Annotated in this window: 16 protein-coding genes and 3 tRNA genes; 16 read left to right on the top strand and 3 right to left on the bottom strand. The window is 40.9% G+C overall.

Features of this window, described 5'->3' with window-relative positions; genetic code table 11:
• The first annotated feature begins 11 nt into the window (after positions 1-11).
• From L884_RS0107280 to L884_RS0107260, 5 genes are all read left to right on the top strand, one after another.
• Positions 12-1028, top strand: coding sequence for a YCF48-related protein (locus tag L884_RS0107280; protein WP_028766871.1), 1017 nt, complete (start codon positions 12-14; stop codon positions 1026-1028).
• Positions 1029-1040: 12 nt separating this feature from the next.
• Positions 1041-3341, top strand: coding sequence for an efflux RND transporter permease subunit (locus L884_RS0107275; protein WP_028766870.1), 2301 nt, complete (start codon positions 1041-1043; stop codon positions 3339-3341).
• Positions 3342-3602: 261 nt separating this feature from the next.
• Positions 3603-8447: an NAD-glutamate dehydrogenase gene (locus L884_RS0107270; RefSeq protein WP_028766869.1), complete on the top strand. Its 4845-nt coding sequence runs from the start codon at positions 3603-3605 to the stop codon at positions 8445-8447.
• A gap of 59 nt (positions 8448-8506) precedes the next feature.
• Positions 8507-9526: a quinone-dependent dihydroorotate dehydrogenase gene (gene pyrD / locus L884_RS0107265; protein WP_028766868.1), complete on the top strand. Its 1020-nt coding sequence runs from the start codon at positions 8507-8509 to the stop codon at positions 9524-9526.
• Positions 9527-9700: 174 nt separating this feature from the next.
• Positions 9701-10237, top strand: coding sequence for a cell division protein ZapC (locus tag L884_RS0107260; protein WP_028766867.1), 537 nt, complete (start codon positions 9701-9703; stop codon positions 10235-10237).
• Positions 10238-10481: 244 nt separating this feature from the next.
• Here the strand turns inward: L884_RS0107260 and L884_RS0107255 are convergent, their stop codons facing one another.
• A complete protein-coding gene (locus L884_RS0107255; protein ID WP_028766866.1) occupies positions 10482-11087 on the bottom strand; it encodes a peptidylprolyl isomerase in 606 nt (201 codons plus the stop codon).
• Positions 11088-11569: 482 nt separating this feature from the next.
• Here L884_RS0107255 and rlmKL point away from each other — a divergent pair, with 482 nt between their 5' ends.
• The 5 genes from rlmKL (at position 11570) to rmf (ending at position 18114) form a co-directional block, all read left to right on the top strand.
• On the top strand, positions 11570-13705 hold the full coding sequence (rlmKL, locus tag L884_RS0107250) for a bifunctional 23S rRNA (guanine(2069)-N(7))-methyltransferase RlmK/23S rRNA (guanine(2445)-N(2))-methyltransferase RlmL (protein ID WP_028766865.1): 2136 nt from the start codon (positions 11570-11572) through the stop codon (positions 13703-13705).
• The gene (locus tag L884_RS0107245; RefSeq protein WP_028766864.1) at positions 13695-13931 is read left to right on the top strand and encodes a glutaredoxin family protein; all 237 of its coding nucleotides are present in this window, start codon (positions 13695-13697) and stop codon (positions 13929-13931) included. Before rlmKL ends, L884_RS0107245 begins: the two co-directional genes overlap by 11 nt.
• Before the next feature lies 1 nt (position 13932).
• Positions 13933-15852, top strand: coding sequence for an ABC transporter ATP-binding protein (locus tag L884_RS0107240; RefSeq protein ID WP_028766863.1), 1920 nt, complete (start codon positions 13933-13935; stop codon positions 15850-15852).
• Between the two features lie 28 nt (positions 15853-15880).
• Positions 15881-17752, top strand: a complete 1872-nt coding sequence (locus L884_RS0107235) for a DUF3466 family protein (RefSeq protein ID WP_028766862.1) — start codon at positions 15881-15883, stop codon at positions 17750-17752.
• Between the two features lie 185 nt (positions 17753-17937).
• A complete protein-coding gene (rmf, locus tag L884_RS0107230; RefSeq protein ID WP_028766861.1) occupies positions 17938-18114 on the top strand; it encodes a ribosome modulation factor in 177 nt (58 codons plus the stop codon).
• 101 nt (positions 18115-18215) lie between these two features.
• On the opposite strand, the gene fabA is transcribed toward rmf, so the two are convergent.
• Positions 18216-18731 (bottom strand): bifunctional 3-hydroxydecanoyl-ACP dehydratase/trans-2-decenoyl-ACP isomerase, encoded by a 516-nt coding sequence (fabA, locus tag L884_RS0107225; RefSeq protein ID WP_028766860.1) that lies wholly within the window; start codon positions 18729-18731, stop codon positions 18216-18218.
• Positions 18732-18798: 67 nt separating this feature from the next.
• Positions 18799-20505 carry a S16 family serine protease gene (locus L884_RS0107220; RefSeq protein ID WP_028766859.1) on the bottom strand — a complete coding sequence of 569 codons (1707 nt, stop codon included), beginning with the start codon at positions 20503-20505 and terminating at the stop codon, positions 18799-18801.
• 383 nt (positions 20506-20888) lie between these two features.
• Here L884_RS0107220 and L884_RS0107215 point away from each other — a divergent pair.
• The 6 genes from L884_RS0107215 (at position 20889) to L884_RS0107190 (ending at position 24594) form a co-directional block, all read left to right on the top strand.
• A tRNA-Ser gene (locus tag L884_RS0107215) sits at positions 20889-20979 on the top strand.
• A 209-nt stretch (positions 20980-21188) separates the two neighbouring features.
• Positions 21189-21833 (top strand): UvrY/SirA/GacA family response regulator transcription factor, encoded by a 645-nt coding sequence (uvrY, locus tag L884_RS0107210; RefSeq protein ID WP_012277434.1) that lies wholly within the window; start codon positions 21189-21191, stop codon positions 21831-21833.
• Positions 21834-21853: 20 nt separating this feature from the next.
• The gene (gene uvrC, locus L884_RS0107205; protein WP_028766858.1) at positions 21854-23683 is read left to right on the top strand and encodes an excinuclease ABC subunit UvrC; all 1830 of its coding nucleotides are present in this window, start codon (positions 21854-21856) and stop codon (positions 23681-23683) included.
• A gap of 47 nt (positions 23684-23730) precedes the next feature.
• Complete coding sequence (gene pgsA / locus L884_RS0107200) at positions 23731-24279, top strand: CDP-diacylglycerol--glycerol-3-phosphate 3-phosphatidyltransferase (protein WP_028766857.1); 549 nt, start codon at positions 23731-23733, stop codon at positions 24277-24279.
• Between the two features lie 152 nt (positions 24280-24431).
• Positions 24432-24507, top strand: a tRNA-Gly gene (locus L884_RS0107195).
• 13 nt (positions 24508-24520) lie between these two features.
• Positions 24521-24594, top strand: a tRNA-Cys gene (locus L884_RS0107190).
• The last annotated feature ends 160 nt before the right edge of the window (positions 24595-24754 follow it).

The raw sequence follows: 24754 nt of genomic DNA, 5'->3' as shown, positions 1-24754 counted from the left end.
AGGAAGTTTGTATGTCGTTTCGCATGCTTCGATTTATCTCAATAGTGAGTGTTTTTAGCCTTTTTCATTCAGTTCCTGTATTGGCTCAAGAGAAAAATTTAAAACAACAAATTCAACCTCTTGCTGCAAACTCTCTTATTTTAGATATCGCAAATAATCAACAAACCATGGTCGCAGTTGGTGAACGAGGCCACGCTTTTGTTTTCAATAAAACGTGGCAGCAGGTTAACACGCCTACTGATGCGCTTTTAACCAAAGTCTTCTTTATCTCACCGTTAAAAGGTTGGGCTGTGGGTCATGATGCAACCATTTTGCATACCGCAGATGGCGGACAATCTTGGCAGTTGCAGATGCAATCAGCTGAAATTGAAAAACCATTTTTAGATGTATTGTTTTTTAATGAGCAAGAAGGTGTGGCTGTAGGCGCTTACGGTCTATTTTATCGAACGTTAGATGGTGGTAACACTTGGAATAGTGAATATCATCAAGAACTGTTATTTGAAGAAGATGTGGCTTATCTAGAAGAGCTTAAAGCTGAAGATGAAGCGCTTTATCTTTCAGAACGCAGCACACTATTACCTCATTTTAACCGTATTATCCCGGTAACCAATAATACCTTACTTATGGTTGGCGAATTGGGACTTGTCGCGACCTCACTCGATAAAGGCCATACCTGGTTGAAGCAGGATTTTTTATATGAAGGTTCATTGTTTAACGCTGCCGTGATAGAGAGTACCGCGTTTGTTATGGGCTTACGAGGTAATGTATTTGTTTCTGACCTGAAATTGACTGAGTGGTCTAAGGTTAATTTACCAGTAAACTCAACGATTAACGCTGGCTTGCGTTTAGGCGAACGGACATTACGAGCTGTGGGCAATGGAGGTGTAATCATTGACATTACCACCACGGGAGAAAGTCAATTAGTGGAGCAGCGACAAGGTGAAAACTTAGTTGCGATTGCCGAAGACTCAGAGGGAAACATTTGGGTAGCGGGCAATAAAGGTCTCATCAAATTAGAACAAAAATAATAGGGCCTTACTATGTTAGATAAATTAGTTAATGGATTCGAATCTTATCTATTTCGTCATAGAGCATTTGTCATATTTCTATTTACCCTAGCGACGATATTTTTAGGTTTACAAGCAAGTAATCTAAAAATGGATGCTGCATTTGTTAAAAACATTCCGCTGAACCACAGCTACATGCAAACGTACTTGAAACACCAAAAACAGTTTGGTGGTGCGAATAGTATTATGGTGGCAGTGGAAGATACCAGCGGCAATATCTTTAACGCCAATTTTTTTGATACCTTAAAGAATGTCCATGATCAGTTATTTTTCATTCCCGGAGTAGACCGCGCTCAGGTGAAATCGCTGTTTTCACCGTCGACGCGTTTTACAGAGGTCGTTGAAGATGGTTTTGCTGGAGGACCTGTGATCCCGGCAGATTTTTCAACCACAGAATATGGTTTAAAAGTCGTACAAGGCAATATTGAGAAAGCAGGGATTGTTGGACGTTTAATTGCTGAAGATTACTCGGCTGCAATGGTCAGTGCCCAGTTGATGGATTTTGATCCACAAACGGGTGAAGCACTTGATACCCTCGCTTTTGCTGCGCAACTCGAAGAACAACTTCGTGAGCAATATGAAACCGATGCCATAAAAATACATATTATTGGTTTCGCCAAAATGGCTGGTGATGTCGCAGATGGCGCTAAAGGTGTATTGTTGTTTTTCCTTATCGCTATTCTTGTCACGGCGGTGATGGTTTACTTTTTCTCAAAATCTGTCGCATTAACAATTTTACCACTGGTTTGTAGTTTAGTTGCGGTTATCTGGCAATTAGGTTTGCTGACAGTTGTTGGATTTGGCTTAGATCCAATGTCTATTCTGATCCCGTTTTTAGTGTTTGCTATCGGGGTGAGTCATAGCGTGCAAATGATCAATGCGGTCAGACGCCGAGTTACGGATGGTCAAACAACCAAAGCAGCGGCGGCATTGGCTTTTAGAAGTTTGTTAATTCCCGGTGGAGTGGCACTTTTGTCTGACACCATCGGCTTTATGACTTTATTAGCGATTGATATTGGTATTATTCGTGAGTTGGCTATTTCTGCCTCTTTAGGTGTGGCGGTTATTATTTTAACCAACTTGATGTTATTACCGCTGTTGATCTCGTACACCAAAGTAAGCCCAAATCATGAGCAGCAACCTGCGGCCAACCCGATTTGGCTTAAGCTGTCGAAATTTGCCACCCTCAAGTACGCGGTCTGGGTCTTAGCTATTACAGCTGTACTTTATGCTGTAGGGCTGCAACAAGCGAACAAGATGAAGGTTGGTGACTTACAGGGTGGGGCACCCGCACTGCATTTAGATTCACGTTACAACCAAGATACCTTTTTTATCACCGATAAGTTTTCAATTACTACAGATGTAATGACGGTAATAGTTGAAGCATTTCCTGAGGCCTGTACTTATCACTCAGTATTAACTCAAATTGATGAGTTTGAGTGGTTGGTAGGTAACACTCCGGGAGTTGAGTCAACTGCCAGCTTAGCATCGGTTGCAAAAAGGGTTAATGCAGGCTTTAACGAAGGAAATCCAAAGTGGAGCGTGTTGCCTAGAACTACTGCCAGCTTAGTACAGGCGGTAGGTCAGGTGCCAACGACTTCAGGGTTACTCAACAGCGATTGTTCTGTGATGCCGGTTTACTTGTTCCTTGAGGATCATAAAGCTGAAACTATTGAGCCGGTGATAGCAAAAGTAAACGAGCTAAAACTTAAAATGGATAATGAACAAATCCAGTTTAAGTTGGCTTCAGGCCCGGTTGGTGTGATGGCTGCGACCAATGAAGCGGTGGCAGAAGCTCAGCTTCCAATGATGCTATATGTATATGGTGCGGTATTTATACTTTGTTTGATCAGCTTCCGTTCATTGAGAGCAACGATTGCCGTTATTCTGCCGTTATATGTCGTTTCGACTTTGGCTCAAGCACTGATGACTCAATTGGATATTGGTCTTGCGGTGAGCACACTGCCGGTGATCGCGTTAGGAGTGGGGATTGGCGTTGACTACGGGATCTATATCTTATCTACCATGGCTGTTCGATTGCGTGATGGTATGCCTGTTCAACAAGCTTATTATGAAGCACTAGTTGAGCGCGGTAGTGCGGTGATCTTTACCGGATTAACTTTAGCAATAGGAGTGAGTACTTGGTTCTTCTCTGCGTTAAAGTTTCAAATGGATATGGGAATATTGCTAACATTTATGTTTTTGGTAAATATGTTGGGAGCAATAATTATCTTACCAGCAATTGCAGCGCTGTTTTGGCGGCAGCCCAAGTAATATCAGCATAAGAGGAGCCTTGGCTCCTCTTTTTTTATGCATAAAAACACGTAATAGGCGATTGTTCTCGCAAATTTGTGAAATTAATCGTTCAAAACACCGCCATAATGAGGATGTACCACTAAAATAGTTCTCGAAATGTTGCGAATTTAGTAATAGACTTCGGCTTATGACCTAGGTCACAAAAAAAGGCTCAGGTCGGTTTACGAAGCATCCATAAAAATTAAAAAGCGCTGCCATAGCCCCTAAGGAAATAGCAACATGGCCTTGAAAGATGCAATGCCTTCAGTACTGCTCGAAAATGTAGTCAACCTAATTCATGCAAAAGTACCTAATTCACAAGCAAAACAAGTAGAACAATTCGCAACCTGCCTATATGCGCATATGTCGAAAGATGACCTCAATGCGCGCAATGATAGCGATCTCTACGGCGCTGTGTTAAGTCAGTGGAATGCACTCAATAAGACCCTCGTCGGGGAAGGTCATATCAGAGTGTTTAACCCTAGTCAGTCAAAGCACGGCTGGCAATCTAGTCATTCAATTATCGAAATTATCCAGCCTGATATGCCGTTTTTAGTCGACTCCGTCGGCATGGCGCTTAATCGTCTTGGAATTACTGCACACATGATGTTGCATACTCCATTGGCTATTGAGCGTGAAAATGGCACTGTAACCCACATTAGCTATAGCTCTGATGAGCAATGTAATGTCGATAAAGTCGCTGTTTTTCTGATTGAAATTGACAGACAAAGCAGTGATGCAGATATTAAGACGCTAACCAAAGAAATTGAATCCGTTATTGCCGATGTTGCAGCTGCGGTGAATGATTGGGAAGCCATGTCGGCAAAGCTAAGTGATACCATTGCTGAACTTGATAGTCGTCCTTACCCAGGCACGAAAGAAGAGCTTGATGAAGCAAAGAATTTCCTGTCTTATCTAAATAACCATCATCTTACCTTACTTGGTTACCGCCGTTACGATTTACATAAAGTAGAAGGTGATTTAGAACTTGTTGCCGATAAGTCGACTAGTTTAGGTCTAATGACCAAGTCTGCAAAAAACACATCTGAATCTGGCTTATTACTGTCTAACTTTTCTGAAAGTGCCCGTAAAGAAGCGCTTGATAATAGCTTATTAGTGTTAACCAAAAGCAGTGAAAAAAGCCGGGTACACCGCCCAGCATACGTAGATTATATTGGTATTAAACGTTTTGATGAACAGGGCAATGTCGTTGGTGAAGACAGATTTATCGGTCTTTACGCATCAAACCTTTATAACCGTAGCCCTCGTGAAATTCCGCTGCTTGCGCAAAAAGTGCAACGTGTTTTGGATAATTCAGGTTTAGCGCCTCGCTCTCACGATTACAAAGCATTAATGCATATTCTTGAAACATTACCACGCGATGAGCTTATTCAAGCAAGTGTTGATCAGCTTGCGTCTATCGCCCATGGTGTCTTAGAGATGCAAGATCGCGACAAACTTAAATTGTTTGTTCGTAAAGACGGTTTTGGTCGTTTCTTCTCATGTTTAGTGTATGTATCAAAAGATCGTTATAACACTAAGTTACGTGAGGATACCCAACGCATTTTAGCGCAGCACTTTGGTAGCAGCGAAGACGTTGAGTTTACGACTTATTTCTCTGAATCAACTTTGGCGCGTACCCATTACATTATCAAAGTTGACAATAATAATATGGATGTCGATGTGGCAGCGATTGAGAATAATTTAACTGAAGCAGCTCGCTCTTGGGAAGACAAACTAGCGAGCGCAGTAATAAGCGCTCAAGGTGAAGAGCTCGGTAACAGCTTAATTAAGCGTTATGTTGATGCATTCCCTCGTAGCTACAAAGAAGATGTATTGCCTAACTCTGCGGTAGTGGATATTCAGCATCTTGAAGAATTAGATGATGACCATAAATTGGGCATGCTGTTTTATCAACCACAGGAAACAGCGTTAAACGACAACAAAGTGCGTTTAAAACTGTTCCATAAAGATGAGCCAATCCATCTGTCTGACGTACTACCTATGCTAGAAAACTTCGGTCTTCGTGTTATTAACGAAAGACCTTATGAAGTTAAGACGGTAGATGGCGCAACATATTGGATTTTAGACTTCTTGATGACAACGCAAAATGTTGCCACAGATGATCTTGCCGATAGCCAAGAGCGTTTCCAAACTGCACTATCACAAGTATGGAAAAAAGAGCTAGAAGACGATGGTTTTAACCGACTTGTGTTGGCTACCGGTCTAACAGGGCGTGAAGTATCAGTTTTACGTGCCTATGCTAAATATATGCGTCAAATCGACTCAACATTTAGCCAAGCTTACATTGAAGAAACCTTCTCAAGTTATCCGCAAATTGCTGATTTACTTGTGAAAATGTATATTCGTAAATTCAACCCTAAGTTGAAAACACGAACACTAAACAAGTTCATTGAGCAAATTGATCTGCGCTTAGAAGACGTATCAAGTCTTGATGACGACCGTATTATTCGACGTTACCTTGACTTAATTAATGCAACTAATCGTACTAACTTCTACCAAGTCTTAGAGTCAGGTTTACCTAAATCTTATATCTCGTTCAAGTTTGAGCCGAGCTTGATCCCTGAAATGCCTAAGCCGCTGCCAAAATACGAAATCTTTGTTTATTCACCGCGTGTTGAAGGTGTGCACCTTCGTGGTGGTAAAGTAGCTCGTGGTGGTCTACGTTGGTCAGATCGTCGTGAAGACTTCCGTACTGAAGTATTGGGTCTAGTAAAAGCTCAGCAAGTTAAAAATACGGTTATTGTACCAGTTGGCGCGAAAGGTGGCTTTGTTTGTAAGCAGCTTCCAACAGACGGTAACCGCGAAGCATTCTTTGCAGAAGGCCAAGAATGCTACCGATTATTTATTCGCGGTTTACTAGATATCAGTGACAACATTATTAATGGTGAGGTTGTTGCCCCAGACAATGTTGTTCGTCACGATGAAGATGATCCTTATTTGGTCGTTGCAGCTGATAAAGGCACTGCAACTTTCTCAGATATCGCTAACGAAATCGCCATTGAATATAACTTCTGGCTGGGTGATGCGTTTGCATCTGGCGGAAGTAACGGTTACGACCATAAGAAAATGGGAATTACAGCTCGTGGCGCATGGGAGTCAGTTAAACGTCACTTCCGTGAAATGGGCGTAAACTGCCAAACAACAGATTTTACCTGTTTGGCAATTGGCGACATGGCTGGTGACGTATTTGGTAACGGCATGCTGTTATCTAAGCACACACGCTTAGTTGCAGCCTTTAACCATATGCATATCTTTATTGATCCAAATCCAGATGCAGCGACAAGCTATGTCGAGCGTGAGCGCTTATTCGCACTGCCGCGTTCGAGCTGGGAAGATTACAATAAAGAGCTGATTTCAAAAGGTGGTGGCATATTCTTACGTTCTGCTAAGTCTATCCCGTTATCGGCTGAAATGAAGAAAATGCTCGGTAGCCAAAAAGCATCAATGACACCGTTAGAATTATTAAAAGAGCTACTTAAGATGCAAGTAGATCTTATCTGGAATGGTGGTATTGGTACTTACGTTAAAGCGACTAGCGAATCTCATGTTGAAGTGGGTGATCGTGCTAACGATGCGATCCGTGTTAATGGTAACGAAGTTCAAGCCAAGATCATCGGTGAGGGCGGTAACTTAGGTTGTACACAATTAGGTCGTATTGAATACTGTGCGAATGGCGGCCGTATGAATACCGACTTTGTTGACAACGTTGGTGGTGTAGATTGCTCTGACAACGAAGTTAACATTAAGATTTTGCTAAATGCCTTGGTTGCCGATGGTGAGTTAACTTTGAAGCAGCGTAACCGTCTGCTTGAAGAGATGACTGACGAAGTTAGCCGAATTGTCTTGCAAGATTGTAAAGACCAAACGCGTTCAATCTCGATTACTCAGGTGCGTGGTGCTGAGCAATTAAAAGAGCAAATTCGCTTTATTCATTATCTTGAGAAAGAAGGTAAGCTAGATAGAGCACTCGAGTTCTTGCCAAACGAAGACGAGCTTGCAGACCGTTTAGTAAACGGTAAATCGTTAACACGACCTGAACTCTCAGTGTTAGTTGCTTACGCTAAGATGATTTTAAAAGAGCAGTTAGTAACCCCAGAAATTACTGAAGACAGTTTCTTGAGTCAGTTGCTCGTTGAGTACTTCCCTAAGCAATTGCAAGAAAAGTATAGCGCCAACATGGCACAGCATCCGCTAAGAGGCGAGATTATCGCAACATCGTTAGCCAACGAATTAGTCAATGATATGGGACTTAATTTCGTGCAACGTATGCAAGATGAGACAGGTGCCTCAGTAGCGGAAGCTGCAATTTGTTATACTATGGCTCGCGAAGTGTTTGGTTTAGCTGATTTAACTAAATCTATAACAGATTTGAATGGCGTTATACCTGCTGTTGTACAATGTGAAATGTTGCACCAATTACGTCGCAACATTCGTCGTGCGAGTCGATGGTTCCTACGTCATCGTAATCGCAACTTGAATATCGAGCAAACGGTAGCCTTCTTTAAACCAGTCTTTGATGAATTAAAAGAAAGTGTTCATCAGTACATGGTGAGTGAAGAGGTTGAGGGTATTCGAGCTGAGTCGAACGCATTGATTAAAGAAGGTGTACCTGAAGACGTCGCTATGGTTGTAGCGAATGTCAGCACCTTGTTCTCAGCATTGGATATCGCTCAAATTTGTGAATCTGAGAGTAAGCCTGTTCCATTGGTTGCTGAAACCTACTTTAAACTAGGCGCAAGTGTAGATCTACACTGGTTCCTTGAACAAATTAGCGCGCAACCAGTTACGAACCACTGGCAAGCACTTGCTAGAGCAGCATTTAGAGAAGAGCTTGATTGGCAGCAAAGATCATTAAGTTCTGTTGTATTAAGAACTTGTACTGAAAGCTGCGATGCGAACAAGATCATCTCAGAATGGATTGAGTCTAATCAAAGTCTATTGGAACGTTGGTTCCATATGCTATCTGACTTTAAGACTTCGCAAAGCCATGAGTTTGCAAAGTTCTCTGTAGCCTTACGTGAACTTAACCTTTTGATCCTTCATTGTGAAGGACAAAAGTAATCTGATTTAAATCAGAAGCCCTGGCAATTGCCGGGGCTTTTTTCGGTCTAGGAGAAAACATGTTTTATAAAATCGCACAAAAGTTCATGTTTCAGATGGATCCAGAACTAGCGCATAATTTTGCTATGGGCAGTTTAAAGTCTACTGGTAATTCGCCTCTAAATTGCTTTTATGCGCAAAATATTAAGCCAGCCCCGGTGACTATGATGGGACTGACTTTTCCAAACCCTGTTGGTTTAGCAGCGGGTATGGATAAAGACGGTGAGTGTATCGACGCATTTCATGCAATGGGCTTTGGTCATATTGAAGTTGGTACAGTTACACCTCGTCCACAACCTGGTAATGATCAACCTCGTTGTTTCAGATTAAAGCCAGCTAAAGCGATTATTAATCGTATGGGCTTTAACAATAAAGGTGTCGACAACCTTGTTGCAAACTTAAAAGCAGTAAAATCTAATGCAATGGTTGGTGTTAACATCGGTAAGAATAAAGACACCCCCGTTGAACAAGGTAAGGAAGATTATTTGATCTGTATGGATAAAGTTTATCCATATGCTGCCTATATTGCGGTGAATATTTCTTCTCCAAACACACCTGGTTTACGTACTTTACAATACGGCGATCTTCTTGATGATCTATTAGGATCATTAAAAGCAAAACAAAAAGAACTTGCAGAGAAGCATGGAAAGTATGTACCTATTGCGTTAAAGATCGCACCAGACTTATCAACTGAAGAAATTGAAAAGATTGCAGAAGCACTAATTAAAAGTGAGTTTGATGCCGCGATTGCCACCAATACTACACTAACTCGAGATGGTGTGAGTGGTTTATTAAACGCTAATGAAGCCGGTGGGTTAAGTGGTAAGCCATTGAATTCATTGTCAACAGTTGTAATTAAACAACTAGCAGATTGCTTGAAAGGTAAAATTCCTATCATTGGTGTTGGTGGTATTAATGCTGCAGAAGATGCGTTAGATAAATTGGATGCAGGCGCTGAAATGGTACAAATTTATACTGGATTTATTTATCAAGGTCCAAAATTAATTAAAGACATTGTTGAAGCGTATCGTATTAAATAGTTAGTACCGATCGTAAAATAGTTATTTGATCGTTAAACGATCATTTAGATCAAATATAAGATCTAGATGATCGTTTTTTATTTAATAGGGATCAAATTAAAACCATTAAATTTATTTTGATATTGATGAAATAATCATCTATTATCCAATTATATTAAAATAAAGGTAAACGTTATGTTATTAATGCCAAAAAGGGATTGGCAGTGGGGATATAATGAGAAGCACCAAGTATTAAGTGTTTCGCTAGGGGATGACATGGAGTTTTTGTCACCTTATGGATTAAAGACCCTAATACCAGATGCCAAACAACCATTAGAGTTTAGTGTTGAACATGCTAAGTTTTATATTGACTTGGTAGACCGTTTATCTAAATCACTTTCATTAAATGATGCGCTAATTGTTCAAATTGCCCTCAATGCAACAGCTGCCCATTTTTTATTAAAACCTCAAATGCCAAAATCTTGGTTTTTTAACGTTTCCCATCAATGTGTATATAGTGAAGTGGGTAAATTGCTACAGTTAACAACCAATGAACACTCAGTATTAGCACTCGTGGTGGAATCTGGTTTACAAGCATCTTTAATGATGATTATGTCAGCAGAGTGCCGCTTAACTGACACAAAAAGCTTATTCCAGTTTGATACTATTAAGGTGATGAATGATAGGTTAGGTCCATTACCAGTTAAAATAAATCGGGTTAACGCTGCTTAGAGATAAGTGTTTTTTTGATTTGTAAGGCAAAGCCTGTAAGTTATTTTTACATTTGTCAGACTTTATTTGTTTGCTGTATTTAGTCGTAATAGTCATCTTATTCCAGATAATATTTGTAGCTTGTCATAGCGTTTAGTAACCGATTTCATTTCTATTGATAATTTATTCCTAAACTGCGTCTCACTTTTACTTTGCAAAAATATGCCAACCAGTAGTCTTATACTGATTGGCACTATGTTTATGACTAGCCAACAGGACAAGTGAATTCTGTAACTGAGTTGATAATCACTTCTTCAACTGGGATTTCACTATTACTGCCAGTATCAACAATATTAATTTGGTCGACTATTTCTATGCCTTCAACGACTTTACCGAAAACGGCATAGCCATAACTTGAGCTTGAAGCATCAAGCTGAGGGTTATCTAGCACATTAATGAAAAATTGCGATGTTGCAGAGTCCGGAGCTGTGGTGCGTGCCATCGCAATGGTTCCTCGCTCATTACTAATTCCTACATCAGCTTCGTTTACAATGGGTGTATTGCCCGGCTTAGCGACCATTCCTGTGGTAAATCCTCCACCCTGAATGACAAAATTGTAAGCAACGCGGTGAAAGAGGGTACTGTCGTAAAAACCACTATCGACGTAATCTTTAAAGTTTTTACCAGTGACTGGCATGTTGGTTAAATCGATAGCTAGGGTGATATCACCCATAGTCGTTGCCATTAAATAGCAAACGTCTGCTTGTAAATCGGGTACAACTTTGGGTGGGGTGATCTCACTGCTATTGTTATCACTACCACCACAGGCTGTAAGCCCTAATAAAAGAAAGGTGGGTACCAGTTTTTTCATTTTATTCTCACTATTATCTTTATAGTTCTGTTGCTGGATTGTTTTTTTGTTGTTGTGTTTTTTGTTTGCGCAAGTTTATCTAGCTAGCTTGTTAAATCAATGGATTAAAGGTGATAGTTACAAAGTGTCGCATTTTAAGAGTTTGTACTCTTTACTTGATTGTAAAGTGTCTGTTTTGTTTTGACGGCATAAGCTTAAGCGGTCAATTGATGAAATTGGCAAGGCTTAAGCTTTAATCAGGCGGGAAACATCGTATAAGTTTAGCTATGTGTAACAACATAAATTAACGGCATAGATAATCGCTTTGGTTTATGGTGATAGCTTGCAACTTATGCCAATGTTTAGAGATTTAAAACGATATTTTTCATCGATAGTCGGCATTAAGGTAGATTTAATTCTGCTTTAGCCAATAACTTTTATCTTTTAACGTCGCTAACAGGTATAATAGCCGACTAATTTTTACTGTGTGTCGATGAATATCAATGTTAAATTTTTTTGCTGCAGCTCCACGGGGCTACGAATACGCGTTATCTCTTGAACTTGCTGAGCTAGGTGCCACTGACATTAAAGAAAGTGTCGCTGGCGTGTACTTCACTGCACCATTAGAGCTGGGATACCGCATCACGCTTTGGTCTAGACTTGCTAGCAGAATTATTTACGTGATTTATCGAGGCCCATGTGAATCGCCTGAACAGCTATACAATGCTGCCTACGGTATTGACTGGCAAATGCAGTTCTCAAATCGCAGTACATTTAGCATTGATTTTCATGGCTTGGGTGGCTTTATTAAAAACACCCAATTTGGGGCGCTAAAAATCAAAGATGCGATTGTAGATCGTTTCCGTGATGATGATTTCAGTCGCCCAAATGTTGAACGTGTTGATGCTGATTTTAGAATCGATGCCCACTTTAGACGTGGTGAGATCACTATTGGATTTAATTTCTCTGGTCCAGCTCTACATAAGCGTGGTTACCGCTCTACAACAGGTGAAGCGCCATTAAAAGAAAACTTAGCAGCAAATATGCTGGTTCGTAGCGGCTGGCAGAAAACACCAACAGATCTACTAGATCCATTTTGTGGTAGTGGTACGATTTTGATTGAAGCGGCGATGATGGCCTGTGATATCGCACCGGGCATTCATCGTGAACGCTTCGGTTTTGAGCACTGGTTGCCGCACAATAAAAAAGTATGGCAAGAACTATTAACTGAAGCCGATGCGCGAGCATCTATTGGTAAGACTCGCTGCAAACTTAAGTTTTACGGTTCAGATATCGATTCACGTCTAGTGGCGTTGGCGAAACGTAATGCTGAAAACGCCGGCGTATTAGAGTTGATTGATTTCAGTGTATGTAATGCACTCAATGTTGAAGTGCCAGAAACTGCAGGCTTTTTAATTTCTAACCCACCGTACGGTGAGCGTTTAGGTAACGTCACTTCTTTGCTGCAGCTGTATTATCAATTAGGCGATAAGTTTAAAGCCGAATTTGGTGGTTGGAATATTGCTATTTTAAATAGTGATATTGAACTGTTATCTGCGTTAAAGCTTAAAGCTGATAAACAGATGAAGATGAATAACGGTGCATTAGAGTGTGCATTCAATCTTTATAAAGTACATGCCGAAAATACTCGCCGTATCGACCCTGCAAACATTAAGGTAGAAGGCGATGTGAGTGATATTGCTGTACCTTTTGCAAACCGGATTAAAAAGAACTTTAAGCAGTTAGAAAAGTGGGCTAAGAAAGAAGGCATCGACAGTTACCGATTATATGATGCAGATCTTCCTGAATATAATGTTGCAGTAGACAAGTATCTTGATTACGTAGTAATCCAAGAATATTCAGCGCCGTCGCAAATTCCAGAGGCGGTGACTAAACGTCGTTTAACTGATGTGCTTATTTCTTTACCAAGTGCAATTGGTATTGACCCAAACAATATTATTTTAAAGACTCGTGAGCGCAAGAAGGGCACCAATCAATACGAGAAAATTGCAGCAAATAAATTAGAGCTTATTACTACTGAATACGGTGCTAAGTTCAAGCTGAATCTTAAAGAGTATCTTGATACTGGTTTATTCCTTGATCACCGTCTAACTCGTAAGCTTGTGGGTGAAAAAGCTAAAGGCCGCAGTGTTTGTAACTTATTCTCTTACACGGGCTCTGCATCAGTGCATGCCGCACTTGGCGGTGCCACCTCTGTTACCACTGTTGATATGTCAAACACCTATATCGATTGGGCGAAAGAGAACTTTGCACTCAATGGATTGAACAGCAATAAATACCAGTTTGTACAAGCGAACTGTTTGCAGTGGATTAAACGCACTCATGATAAGTTTGATTTGATCTTTATTGATCCGCCAACTTTCTCTAACTCAAAGCGTATGGAAGATTCGTTTGATGTTCAGCGAGATCATGTGGATATGCTGACAGATATCTTTAAATTACTGAATCTTGGTGGAGAGATCGTTTTCTCTAACAATAAACGTAAATTTAAGATGGAAAAAGCCGAGCTTGAAGCTAGGGGCATGGCAGTTAAGAATATCGACAATCAAACTTTACCGCTTGATTACAAGCGTAACCCACATATTCATAACACTTGGTTAATTACACATGCCAAGTAATGCATCGATTATTCTCTATCACACAGATGCTTGTCATCTGTGTGAACTAGCTGCTGAGCTACTTGATACCGCAAAGGTATCTTATCGCATGATCGATATTTGTGATGATCAATCTCTGGTTGAAGAGTACGGCATTCGTATTCCAGTCGTTAAATTAGTTGCAGCTCAGACTGAACTTAATTGGCCATTTGATCTCGAAGCATTAGAACATTTTTTAGGAGCGTAAGTTGAGTCTCGTACGTATTAATAACGGCTCTTTAGCCTACGGTTACACCCCACTATTACAAAATGCTGATTTCACCATTGAAGCCGGTGAGCGGGTTTGTATTGTTGGCCGTAATGGCGCCGGTAAATCGAGCTTAATGAAAATATTAAGTGGCGATGTGTTGCTAGATGAAGGTGAATTTAACATCGCAACAGACGTCAAGGTCAGCCGTTTACAGCAAGACCCACCTAAGGCAGAGCAAGGTACTGTATACGCATACATTGCGGCAGGCTTGCAAGAAGTGGGTGAAAAGCTTGAGCGTTACCATCAATTGTCCCACGATTTAGCGACGGCCTCTGCTGATGACATGGAACGCATGCTTAAGCAGATGGAGCGACTACAAGAAGATATTGATCATCTAAATGGTTGGCAATTAGATACCCGTATCAATCAGAACTGTGAGTTGTTAGGGTTAGACGCCGATAAACCTCTGTCTGAGCTATCTGGTGGTTGGCAACGTAAAGTTGCATTGGCGCGCGCTTTAGTGAGCGAGCCAGATCTACTGTTGTTAGATGAACCGACAAACCACTTAGACATTGATACTATTGAGTGGCTTGAGCAGTTTTTACTTAGCTATCGTGGCGCGATTGTGTTCGTCAGCCACGACCGCGGCTTTATTCAACGTATGGCGACTCGAATCGTTGATTTAGACCGAGGTGTCGTCACTTCTTGGCCGGGGAACTATCAAGCGTATCTTGAAGGCAAAGCAGAGTGGTTACGTGTTGAAGCTGAACAAAATGCACACTTTGACAAGAAATTAGCTGAAGAAGAGGCGTGGATCCGCCAAGGAGTTAAGGCACGTCGTACCCGCAATGAAGGCCGCGTTCGTGCTCTGAAGGAGTTACGCGTAGAGCGGATGGCGCGCTTAAACCGTCAAGGCGGCGCAAAAATGGCGGTAGCTGATACCGAGCGTTCTGGTAAATTAGTTTTCGATATTGAGAACCTAGAATATAACTTGCCTGAAAAAAATCTGGTTAAGAATTTCAGTTCAACAGTTATTCGTGGTGACCGTATTGCGTTAATCGGTCCTAATGGCTGTGGTAAGTCAACACTAGTAAAACTCTTGATAGGCCAGTTAGAAGCGCAATCTGGCAGTGTTAAAGTAGGAACCAAGCTTGAAATTGCCTACTTTGATCAATATCGTGAAGCCTTAGATCCTGAGAAAACCGTTGAAGATAATGTCGGTGAAGGTAAGAAAACCGTTACAATTAACGGCCAAGATCGCCATATTTTAAGTTATTTACAGGACTTTTTATTCTCGCCTATGCGAGCAAGAACCCCAGTGAAAGCTTTGTCTGGTGGCGAAAAAAACCGTTTATTATTAGCGCGTTTGTTGCTAAGGCCTGCAAACCTGATTATTCTCGACGAACCAACTAACGATCTAGACATTGAGACGTTGGAGTTACTTGAGTCTTTGCTCACTGATTATAAAGGTACATTGTTACTTGTAAGCCATGATAGAGCATTTATTGATAATACTGTAACCAGTAGCTGGTGGTATACAGGCAATGGTGGCTGGAGTGAGTATGTTGGTGGCTATGAGGATGCGGTTTCTCAAGGTGCACGTTTTTATTCTGAGGAACAACAAGCTGCTAAGGTTGTCGAAGCACCTGTAGCAGAGGTAAAACCGGTAGCACAAGTCGCTGCAAAGAAGACTGAGAAAAAGCTGTCATATAAATTACAGCGTGAATTAGAAGCACTTCCTGCACTTATGGAGCAGTTAGAGCAAGAGCTGGAAGCGTTGCAAACGATTGTCAGCGCCCCTGACTTTTATAGTCAGGAACAAAAAATAGTGAATGAAAACTTGCAAGCGTTGTCCGATAAGGAAGCAGAGCTTGAAAGTTGCTTTGAGCGATGGGAAGAGCTCGAATCATTGAAGTAAGCTAAAATAAGAAATAGGAAGCGAGTTAATGAAGTTTAAGTTGGATAAAACCCTATCGTTAGTAGCTGTTGGCGTTATAAGCGTACTTCAAGGTGTCCATGCGGCGCCGGTATATGAAATTATCAATATTGATTTAGATACCTATGATCTAAACGGCACCATAGCGAATACTCGAAATGGTTATGGCATGGCGGTCAATAGTAATAATGAAGCTGTTGGCGTTGCTAAAGGTAAAAAGAAGCTGACCGTTTCAGAAGACGATGATGGCGTTATTGATATCGAAGATGGTGTGGCGGATTCTGAGACTATTACTTACTCCGTTAATTTGCCGATTATTGCCAATAACTTTACTTTTAATTCAATTGGTAATGCATGGCTCCCTACGTTTGAAAGCGTTAACGGCACAACCGCTCCGACCTTTCCTGAAGATGAAGATACGGTAAACTCGGTAGATACGTTTTTCTACGGTATTAACGACTCCGGCTTGAAAGTGGGGGCGATGACATCTGCCGAGAAAACGTTACCCTATGAAGGCAGTAGTGACACTCAAGAGTTTTGGTATTACCGTGATTACGAGCAACGTGGCTTTGTAAAGCAGGGCAGTGATGCTGAAATTGCATTATTACCTCCTTATACTGATTATGTATACAAAGAAGGCGAAGCTGAAGAGCAGACTATTTCTGTCGGCGGCGTTTCAAGTGCAACTGCTGTCAATCAGAATGGTTTAATTACTGGTTATGCGAGTACCGATATCAGCGAAAATAGCGGCAATATTATTAACTCATGTGTGGATAATAATAGTGAAACAGCGCCACAAGATATCTGTATTCAAGCGGCACAATTTCCAAATCAATACGGTTATAGCGACATTAAATATCAAATTCGTGGCTATGTTTGGCAATATGATGCAGGTGTGATCACGCCGACTATGTTACCGCTAGGCCTCGAAGTCACTAATGATTCAGTTTATAGCGCGCAAGGATTAGGGATCAATAATGAAGGCTCGGTAGCGGGTCGTTCTTATGTATATCGTGATAACAATAAAGATAGATTGTATTACGATGCTGCTTATTGGACTAAAGATGCTGCTACAGGTGAGTATAAGTATAACTGGGTCGATGTTGATGAAGCTCGTGATGTTTATTCATCAATTGCTTACGATATAAACGATAATGGGATCTTGGTTGGTAGCTACAACAAATATATCAATGGCTATCGTCGTGATAAGTTTTTCTACTTTGATACTAAAAATCCTGAAACACCGTTAGTTACACCAAACGATTTCTATAACAGTATTTCAGATTTAGGTAGCCGTGGTCGTGATATCAATAACCAAGGGCAAGTTGTTGGTTATATTGAAACGACTCACGATAAAGAAAAGCCGCGTCCAAAAGCGGGTTTCCTATATCAATTACCTAACTCAGAGTTCCCTGAAGGTGAATTTAAGAACCTTAATGATTTGCTAACTTGTGAGTCTAAAGGTTACGAGCAAAATGCAGAAGGTAACTGGCAGCGTAATGAAGTTGAAGTGACAGATGGTGATGGTAAGAAGCTAACTTACAAAAGCGATATTCTTATCGTTGAAGCGAATAGCATTAATGAAGATGGCACTATTGTTGGCACAGCCTTTATCCGTAAACCATCTTATAAGTTCGATGATGATGGTAACTTGGTGATTGGTGATGATGGTTTACCATTCTTCCAATTAAACGGTAACGGTGAGCCAGTGACATCTTACTTACCGCGTATGGTTGTATTGCAACCAGCAGGTGCTACAGCTGAAGCTTGTACTGTTGTCGATGAAGACGATAATAATGAGAATTATGTGCGTAAGGGCGCAGCGAGCTTCGCTTGGTTATTTGCTTTACCATTGTTATGGTTTAGACGTCGTATGAAGTAAAATTCAATACGAGAAAAATCGAGGCAAATGCCTCGATTTTTTTTGCAATAAATTTGTAAGACTTCTCAGTAGCTTAAAAAATAACCGCAAATAAGAGCCGTTTTGGGGATTGATCTCTACCAAAAAAAGTTTTATTTATGGGGTGAAGCGATAGCTTCTTTTGTTATCAAAGAGAGGATGCTTGCATGAAGAGACAAAAAAGAGATCGATTAGATAGAGCTTTTTCAAAAGGTTTCCAAGCGGGAATTGGAGGGCGATCGAAAGAGAACTGTCCTTACTCGACACTTGATTCAAAATCACATTGGCTTGGCGGTTGGCGCGAAGGCGTTGATGGACGAATAAGTGGCCTATTTAATAAATAATATGTTGCCATTACTGAAAGTCTTTTGATATTACAAGGAATGAGTTTCTCAGCATTTTTGCCCTCAATTAAGAGGGCATTTTATTGGCTATTCGTTGCTTATTAGAAGCTAGTAGTGTCAGTGAAAATACCTACTTTTAGATCTTTTGCACTGTAAATTTCACGACCGTCAACTTCCATAGTCGCATCAGCAATACCCATAACTAGCTTACGATATACTTTGCGCTTAATTGTGAGCTTATAGGTAACTTTCTTAGCGTCAGGTAACACTTGGCCTGTAAATTTCACTTCGCCCACACCCAGGGCTCTGCCTTTACCTAAAGCACCTTCCCATCCTAAGAAGAAACCAACTAATTGCCACATAGCATCTAGGCCCAGGCAACCAGGCATAACCGGATCGCCTGCAAAGTGACAATCAAAGAACCATAGATCTGGGTTGATATCAAGTTCCGCAACAATTTCACCTTTGCCAAATTCACCACCGTCAGCATTAATTTTTAACACTCGGTCGATCATTAACATATTGTCTTTTGGTAGTCTTGGTGAATTTGGTTCAAATAGTTTGCCAAGTCCACAGGCAATAAGGTCTTCTTTAGTAAAACTGTTCGCGTAACTCATTATTATTCATACTCCAGCAATTTGAGCTGCCAAGGTTAGCGAACACGTGTACGCTAAACAACTCCGATCAGCTAGAAAATTTAAATTTATCCCGTAGTTTCTCAAAAAGGCTCATTTCCTCTTCTTGATAGCCAGCCAAATTTTCTAAACGAGATTGAACTAAACCGTATAAAGACTCATCGGGAAATTGATTATCTTCATCAGCCTTACCCGCTGGAAGCTGCATCAGTATTTCAACAGCTTCATCAATATGTTTAACCTGATATATAGAAAACAAGCCTTGCTCTACAGCATCAATAACATCTTGATGTAGGTTCAATTGTTGCATATTAGAGAAGGGGATTATGACACCTTGATTACCAGTTAAACCGCGGCGTTTACAAAGCTTAAAGAAACCTTCAATTTTTTCATTAACGCCGCCAATAGCTTGTACGTTGCCAAATTGGTCAATCGCTCCAGTAGCTGCAAGACTTTGATTAATTGGTTTTTCTGCTATTGCTGATATCAGGCAACAATATTCGGCAAGTGAGGCACTATCACCATCAATTTCTTGATAGGACTGTTCGAAAACAATATTGGCATTTAAATGAAGTGGTGCATCTTTACCAAAAATTCGATAAAGACAAGCCGAAAGAATCATCATGCCTTTTGCATGGATATTGCCTCCTAGCTCAGATTTTCGCTCAATGTCTGCCACTTCACCGTCACCGTAATGAACTGATGCAGTAATACGTGCAGGCTCGCCATAACTATACTCAGCGTTTTCAACAACGGTTAAACCATTAATCTGGCCAATGACTTCATCTTGAGTCGGTAAGTTGATAAATAGATCGTCAAAGTTCTGTTCAGACAATCTTTCAGAAGCATTGTGCCTTTGATTAAGCATTGCTATTGAATGAGTTAAAGCGTTCAATGTGATGAGAGAGTTACCACCATAGGCTTTAGCTTGAGCTAACAAATGTTCAATATTAGTTGCCATTAAACTCAGCCGCATTTGGTGGTCAGCAAGCTTTGAACAAAAGCGCAGTAATAGTACTAACGCATCACTTTCAAGCTGCAATTGATGCTCATCAAGAATACTTGCAAGCCAGTGGCAATAATCATTGATTGTATGCTCTGCCAAATCTACTTCGTTTACTAGCTCACCTAGTAAAGGAAAGTGTCGTGAAAAACTAGGCTCACCTAACCAGCAAGAACCATATTGGTGACTCGATCCTATCAGGACTATTTTGCAATTTAGTGGTAATTCTATAAAGCGCGAATGCACCTGATAACGTTGCTTATCAAGGATCTCTAATAGCAGATCCCAAAGGGCTTCTCTTTTCCATAAGGAATCGGCGCAAATAAATAGGTAATGACAGCTTGCCAGCAGGCCTGGTTTATATTCGTTGGTTTCAACATTATATTGGCCAACTAAGTCTGCTTTGCGAATGGTGCCAGATAAATATTGAAATTTATGCTGTTTTGCTGCTAGCAGAGTTTTGTCCGGATGTGCTTGTTGCCACACAGGACTATTGTGCTCATCAAGTTGTAAAACATGCTCTTTAAATACGCCGTGGGCTTCAATGAGAGACTCAATTATACGTTTACGATTGCAGCCAAAATACTCTGCAATAAACATATGTTGATTGTCTGTTTCGCTTAGCAGTGTAAATGCGTCGCAGCAGCGCTCTTGGGCTAACAAATTGGCACTGGCGTTAGCAATGAATGTATGTTCAGTAGCAAGTGTAAACTGAGGAGTAAGAGCTTGAGCTGGAATAACGTTTGAGTTCATAAAAGTGCATGGCTATTTTTAGTAGGCTGATCCTAGCACAGTTTTGCAAACTCTTTGATAGCTAACCTGCATTACAAAGTTGGAATAGGTTCTCATACAAGGATTGCGTTGATTATTGATTGTCTTTAGTTAAATTGATAGTCACGTAAATTTTTGATCTTTGTTATCGAAGGTAAAAGCTAAGCTGATAATTGTGGTAATTAACTCTAGTCAAATACTGTTTATGGTTATGGCACAGCCATTTTACCAAATGACCTAATCGCTTGTGCCAATAGTAATGACATCATATTTGGATAGATATTCAGCATAAGAGATGCTACAGGCCATTAATTTTGTTATATGGGTTTACATCATCACGAGAAACACATATATTTACCGGCCTCGGAGAGATGGCAGAGTGGTCGAATGCACCGGTCTTGAAAACCGGCATGGGTTTATAGCCCATCTAGGGTTCAAATCCCTATCTCTCCGCCATATTTAAAAAGGCAGCCTAACGGCTGCCTTTTTGCTTTTCTGAATTTAAAGCTATAATAAACAAACTGTTATATAAATTTTCATCTACTTGCTTTTGCTAAGTTTTTCTTTCTATCTTTGGTTATATGCGATAAATTAAGCGTTATAACACTTTTGATTCTGACCTTAGTTATTGCGTCAGGGTGAGACTTCTGAAAGGGAAAGCAGCTTTGATCTCTGTATATTTAGTTGATGACCACGAATTAGTAAGAACAGGGATCAGACGGATCCTCGAAGACGAGCGCGGTATAAAAGTGGTCGGCGAGGCCGGCGACGGTGAAACGGCTGTACAGTGGTGCCGTAAGAATGAAGCCGATGTTATTTTGATGGATATGAATATGCCCGGCATAGGTGGTTTAGAAGCCACGCGTAAGATCTTGCGGTTTCAGGCGCACGCTAAAATAATCGTGTTAACTATCCATACAGAAGATCCGTTTCCAACTAAAGTCATGCAAGCCGGTGCATCAGGCTATTTAACCAAAGGTGCAACTTCTCCAGAAGTGTTACAAGCTATTCGGCAGGTTGCTCATGGGCAACGCTATTTATCACCAGAGATTGCACAGCAGATGGCGCTCAGCCAGTTTAATCAATCTGAAGAGAACCCATTTAAATCGCTGTCTGAACGTGAGTTGCAAATTATGTTGATGATCACAAATGGTGAAAAAGTCAGTGAGATCTCAGAGCAATTGAACCTGAGTCCTAAAACAGTGAACAGTTATCGTTATCGACTATTTGCCAAGCTGGGGATCGGTGGTGACGTAGAGCTGACTCGCTTGGCGATTAGATATAAAATGTTAGATACAGGACAATTTTAACTTAAGGCCGCAAAGCTGTTATGCCAGATGCTTTTAATGCCGAAGAATTTTTAAAAACAGTGACTTCATCGGCCGGTGTATACCGGATGTATGATGAAAAAGGGACTGTAATTTATGTTGGCAAGGCGAAAGATCTAAAAAAGCGTCTTTCCTCTTATTTTCGTAAAAACTTGGCCAATGTAAAAACCCAAGCATTGGTTTCGCATATCGCCAATATAGATGTCACACTGACTCACAGTGAAACAGACGCACTCATTCTTGAAAACGATTACATCAAGCAATACATGCCCAAATACAATGTATTGCTTAGAGATGACAAATCGTATCCTTATATTTTACTCAGTAATCATAAACATCCACGCTTGGCTTATCATCGAGGCCCAAAGCGCGACAAGGGCCAATATTTTGGGCCTTACCCAAATGGTGGTGCGGTGCGCGAAAGTTTGCATTTAATGCAAAAGATTTTCCCCATTCGTCAATGTGAAGATTTGTACTATAAGTCTCGTTCTCGACCTTGTTTGCAGTATCAGATTGGTCGTTGCAGTGCGCCTTGTGTTGATAAAATCAGTACGGATGATTATCAAGAGCAAGTGCGTTTAGCTACGCTATTTTTGAAAGGTAAAAATAGCCAAGTGATGTCGGTACTCGTTGGGCAAATGGAACTTGCCGCTGCTGAGATGCGCTATGAACAAGCTGCGGCCTTTAGAGATCAAATCACCGCGTTAAGAAAGGTGTCTGAACAGCAAGAGGTATCTAATGCCTCAGGCGATATGGATGTTATTGGTGCTTACTATGCTTCCGGCGTTGCATGCTTTCATTTACTGTTTATTCGTGAAGGCAAAATATTCGGTAGCAGAAGTTATTATCCAAAGGTACCTGCTAACACAGAGGTGTCAGAAGTATTACGTTCTTTCATGTTGCAATTCTATTTAAACTCAGACAGCCAGCGTCTTACGCCAAAAGAGATTTTAATTAGTGAGCCGTTTGAAGAACAATTAGAACTTGCTGAAGCGATTCAAAGTGCGAAAAGCAAAAAGGTTGAAATCAAAACCAACGTTCGCGGAGAAAGAGCAAGTTTTTTACGCTTAGCATTAACCAATGCGACAAACGCGGTTAATACTAGACTTTCTCATAAGAATACTGTCGAGCAGCGTTTCTTATTGCTGGAAGAAGCCATTGAGGCTACTAATAGCATCAAACGTATGGAGTGTTTTGATATCAGCCATACCATGGGAGAAAGCACTGTCGCATCTTGTGTAGTGTTTAATCGTGAAGGACCAAGCAAGGCCGATTATCGGCGTTATAATATTGCCGGTATTACACCAGGTGATGATTATGCAGCGATGAAACAGGCTATCAGTCGTCGTTTCGACAAAATTACAGATAAAGGTAAAATTCCCGACATCTTGTTCATTGACGGCGGTATAGGTCAGTTACGTATTGCGCAGAAGATTGTCGATGAAAAATTTGTTGCATTAGATAATGCGCCTACACTTATCGGTGTAGCCAAAGGCGAGGGGCGAAAACCTGGCCTTGAAACACTTATCTATGGTGAGAATGAAGAGTCGTTCACTTTGCCTGCAGATTCAGGAGCCTTGCATCTGATCCAACATATTCGTGATGAATCGCATCGTTTTGCTATTACTGGCCATAGAAACAAACGCCAAAAGACACGCAATACGTCTTCACTTGAATCAATCGCCGGAGTTGGGCCTAAACGTCGTAAAGCGCTTTTACAATATCTAGGTGGTATTCAAGAAGTGAAGGGCGCAAGTGTGTCGGAATTGGTAAAAGTTCCCGGTATTAGCTTAGAAATGGCACAAACGATACATGATGCATTGCGAGGGTAACAAAATTAAGGCAAGATTGGCGCTGCTTTTGACTAATAGGTTCTACAATGCCGTTTAACATTCCTATTGCGTTAACATTATTCAGGTTATTACTGTTACCTGTTTTTGTTGTTCTTTTTTATATTCCAGAGCCTTGGTCTCCTTTTGCATCTGCATTTGTTTTTTGGTTAGCTGCAGTGACGGATGCCTTAGATGGATATGCCGCGAGAAAATTAAAACAATCTACTCGTTTTGGTGCCTTCCTCGACCCTGTAGCAGATAAGATCATGGTAACCACGGCATTAGTGTTGTTGGTTTCTGAATACAGTAATATTTGGCTAACTTTACCTGCGCTCATCATGATTGGTCGAGAGATCGTTATTTCTGCGCTCAGAGAGTGGATGGCTGAGATAGGTAAAAGGGGAGCGGTTGCAGTTTCTTGGATTGGTAAATATAAAACTGCCGCACAAATGATTGCAATCACAGGTTTGATTTGGCAACCCAATGAGTTTTTAACTTACGTCGCTTTTGGTTTGTTTTATGTAGCAGCCGTTTTAACTCTATGGTCTATGATGAGCTACATTCTTGCCGCGTGGAAAGATTTAACTGCTGAATAGCTGTTAAAAGCAACGAAAAGTTCGATTAGTGTGCAAACAGTCATTTATCGGTAATTATAGCGTTGACTCTTGGCATTTAATCGGTAGAATGCCATTCCGTAGTCAAGGGGAAGCAAGTTAAGCGTTAACCTGACTGGAAGATAAATTGAAAAGCGACATTAGCTCAGTTGGTAGAGCGATACCTTGCCAAGGTATAGGTCATCGGTTCGAACCCGATATGTCGCTCCAATTTAATCGAAATGGCGCGATGGCAGAATGGCTATGCTGCGGATTGCAAATCCGTCGATCTCGGTTCGACTCCGGGTCGCGCCTCCATAAACTTTAATGTTTATAGAATCAGAACAAGAATTTGGTGAGTTTAGTTTCTTCGATAAGAAACAAGCAGTATTGATACCGACAGTACGTATCATCAAAATCAAAGAGTTTGCCCGTGTGGTGGAATCGGTAGACACAAGGGATTTAAAATCCCTCGCTG

This window comes from Shewanella fidelis ATCC BAA-318, assembly GCF_000518605.1.
Classification (GTDB): Bacteria; Pseudomonadota; Gammaproteobacteria; order Enterobacterales; family Shewanellaceae; genus Shewanella; species Shewanella fidelis.
This window is presented reverse-complemented; position numbering and strand designations above follow the sequence as displayed.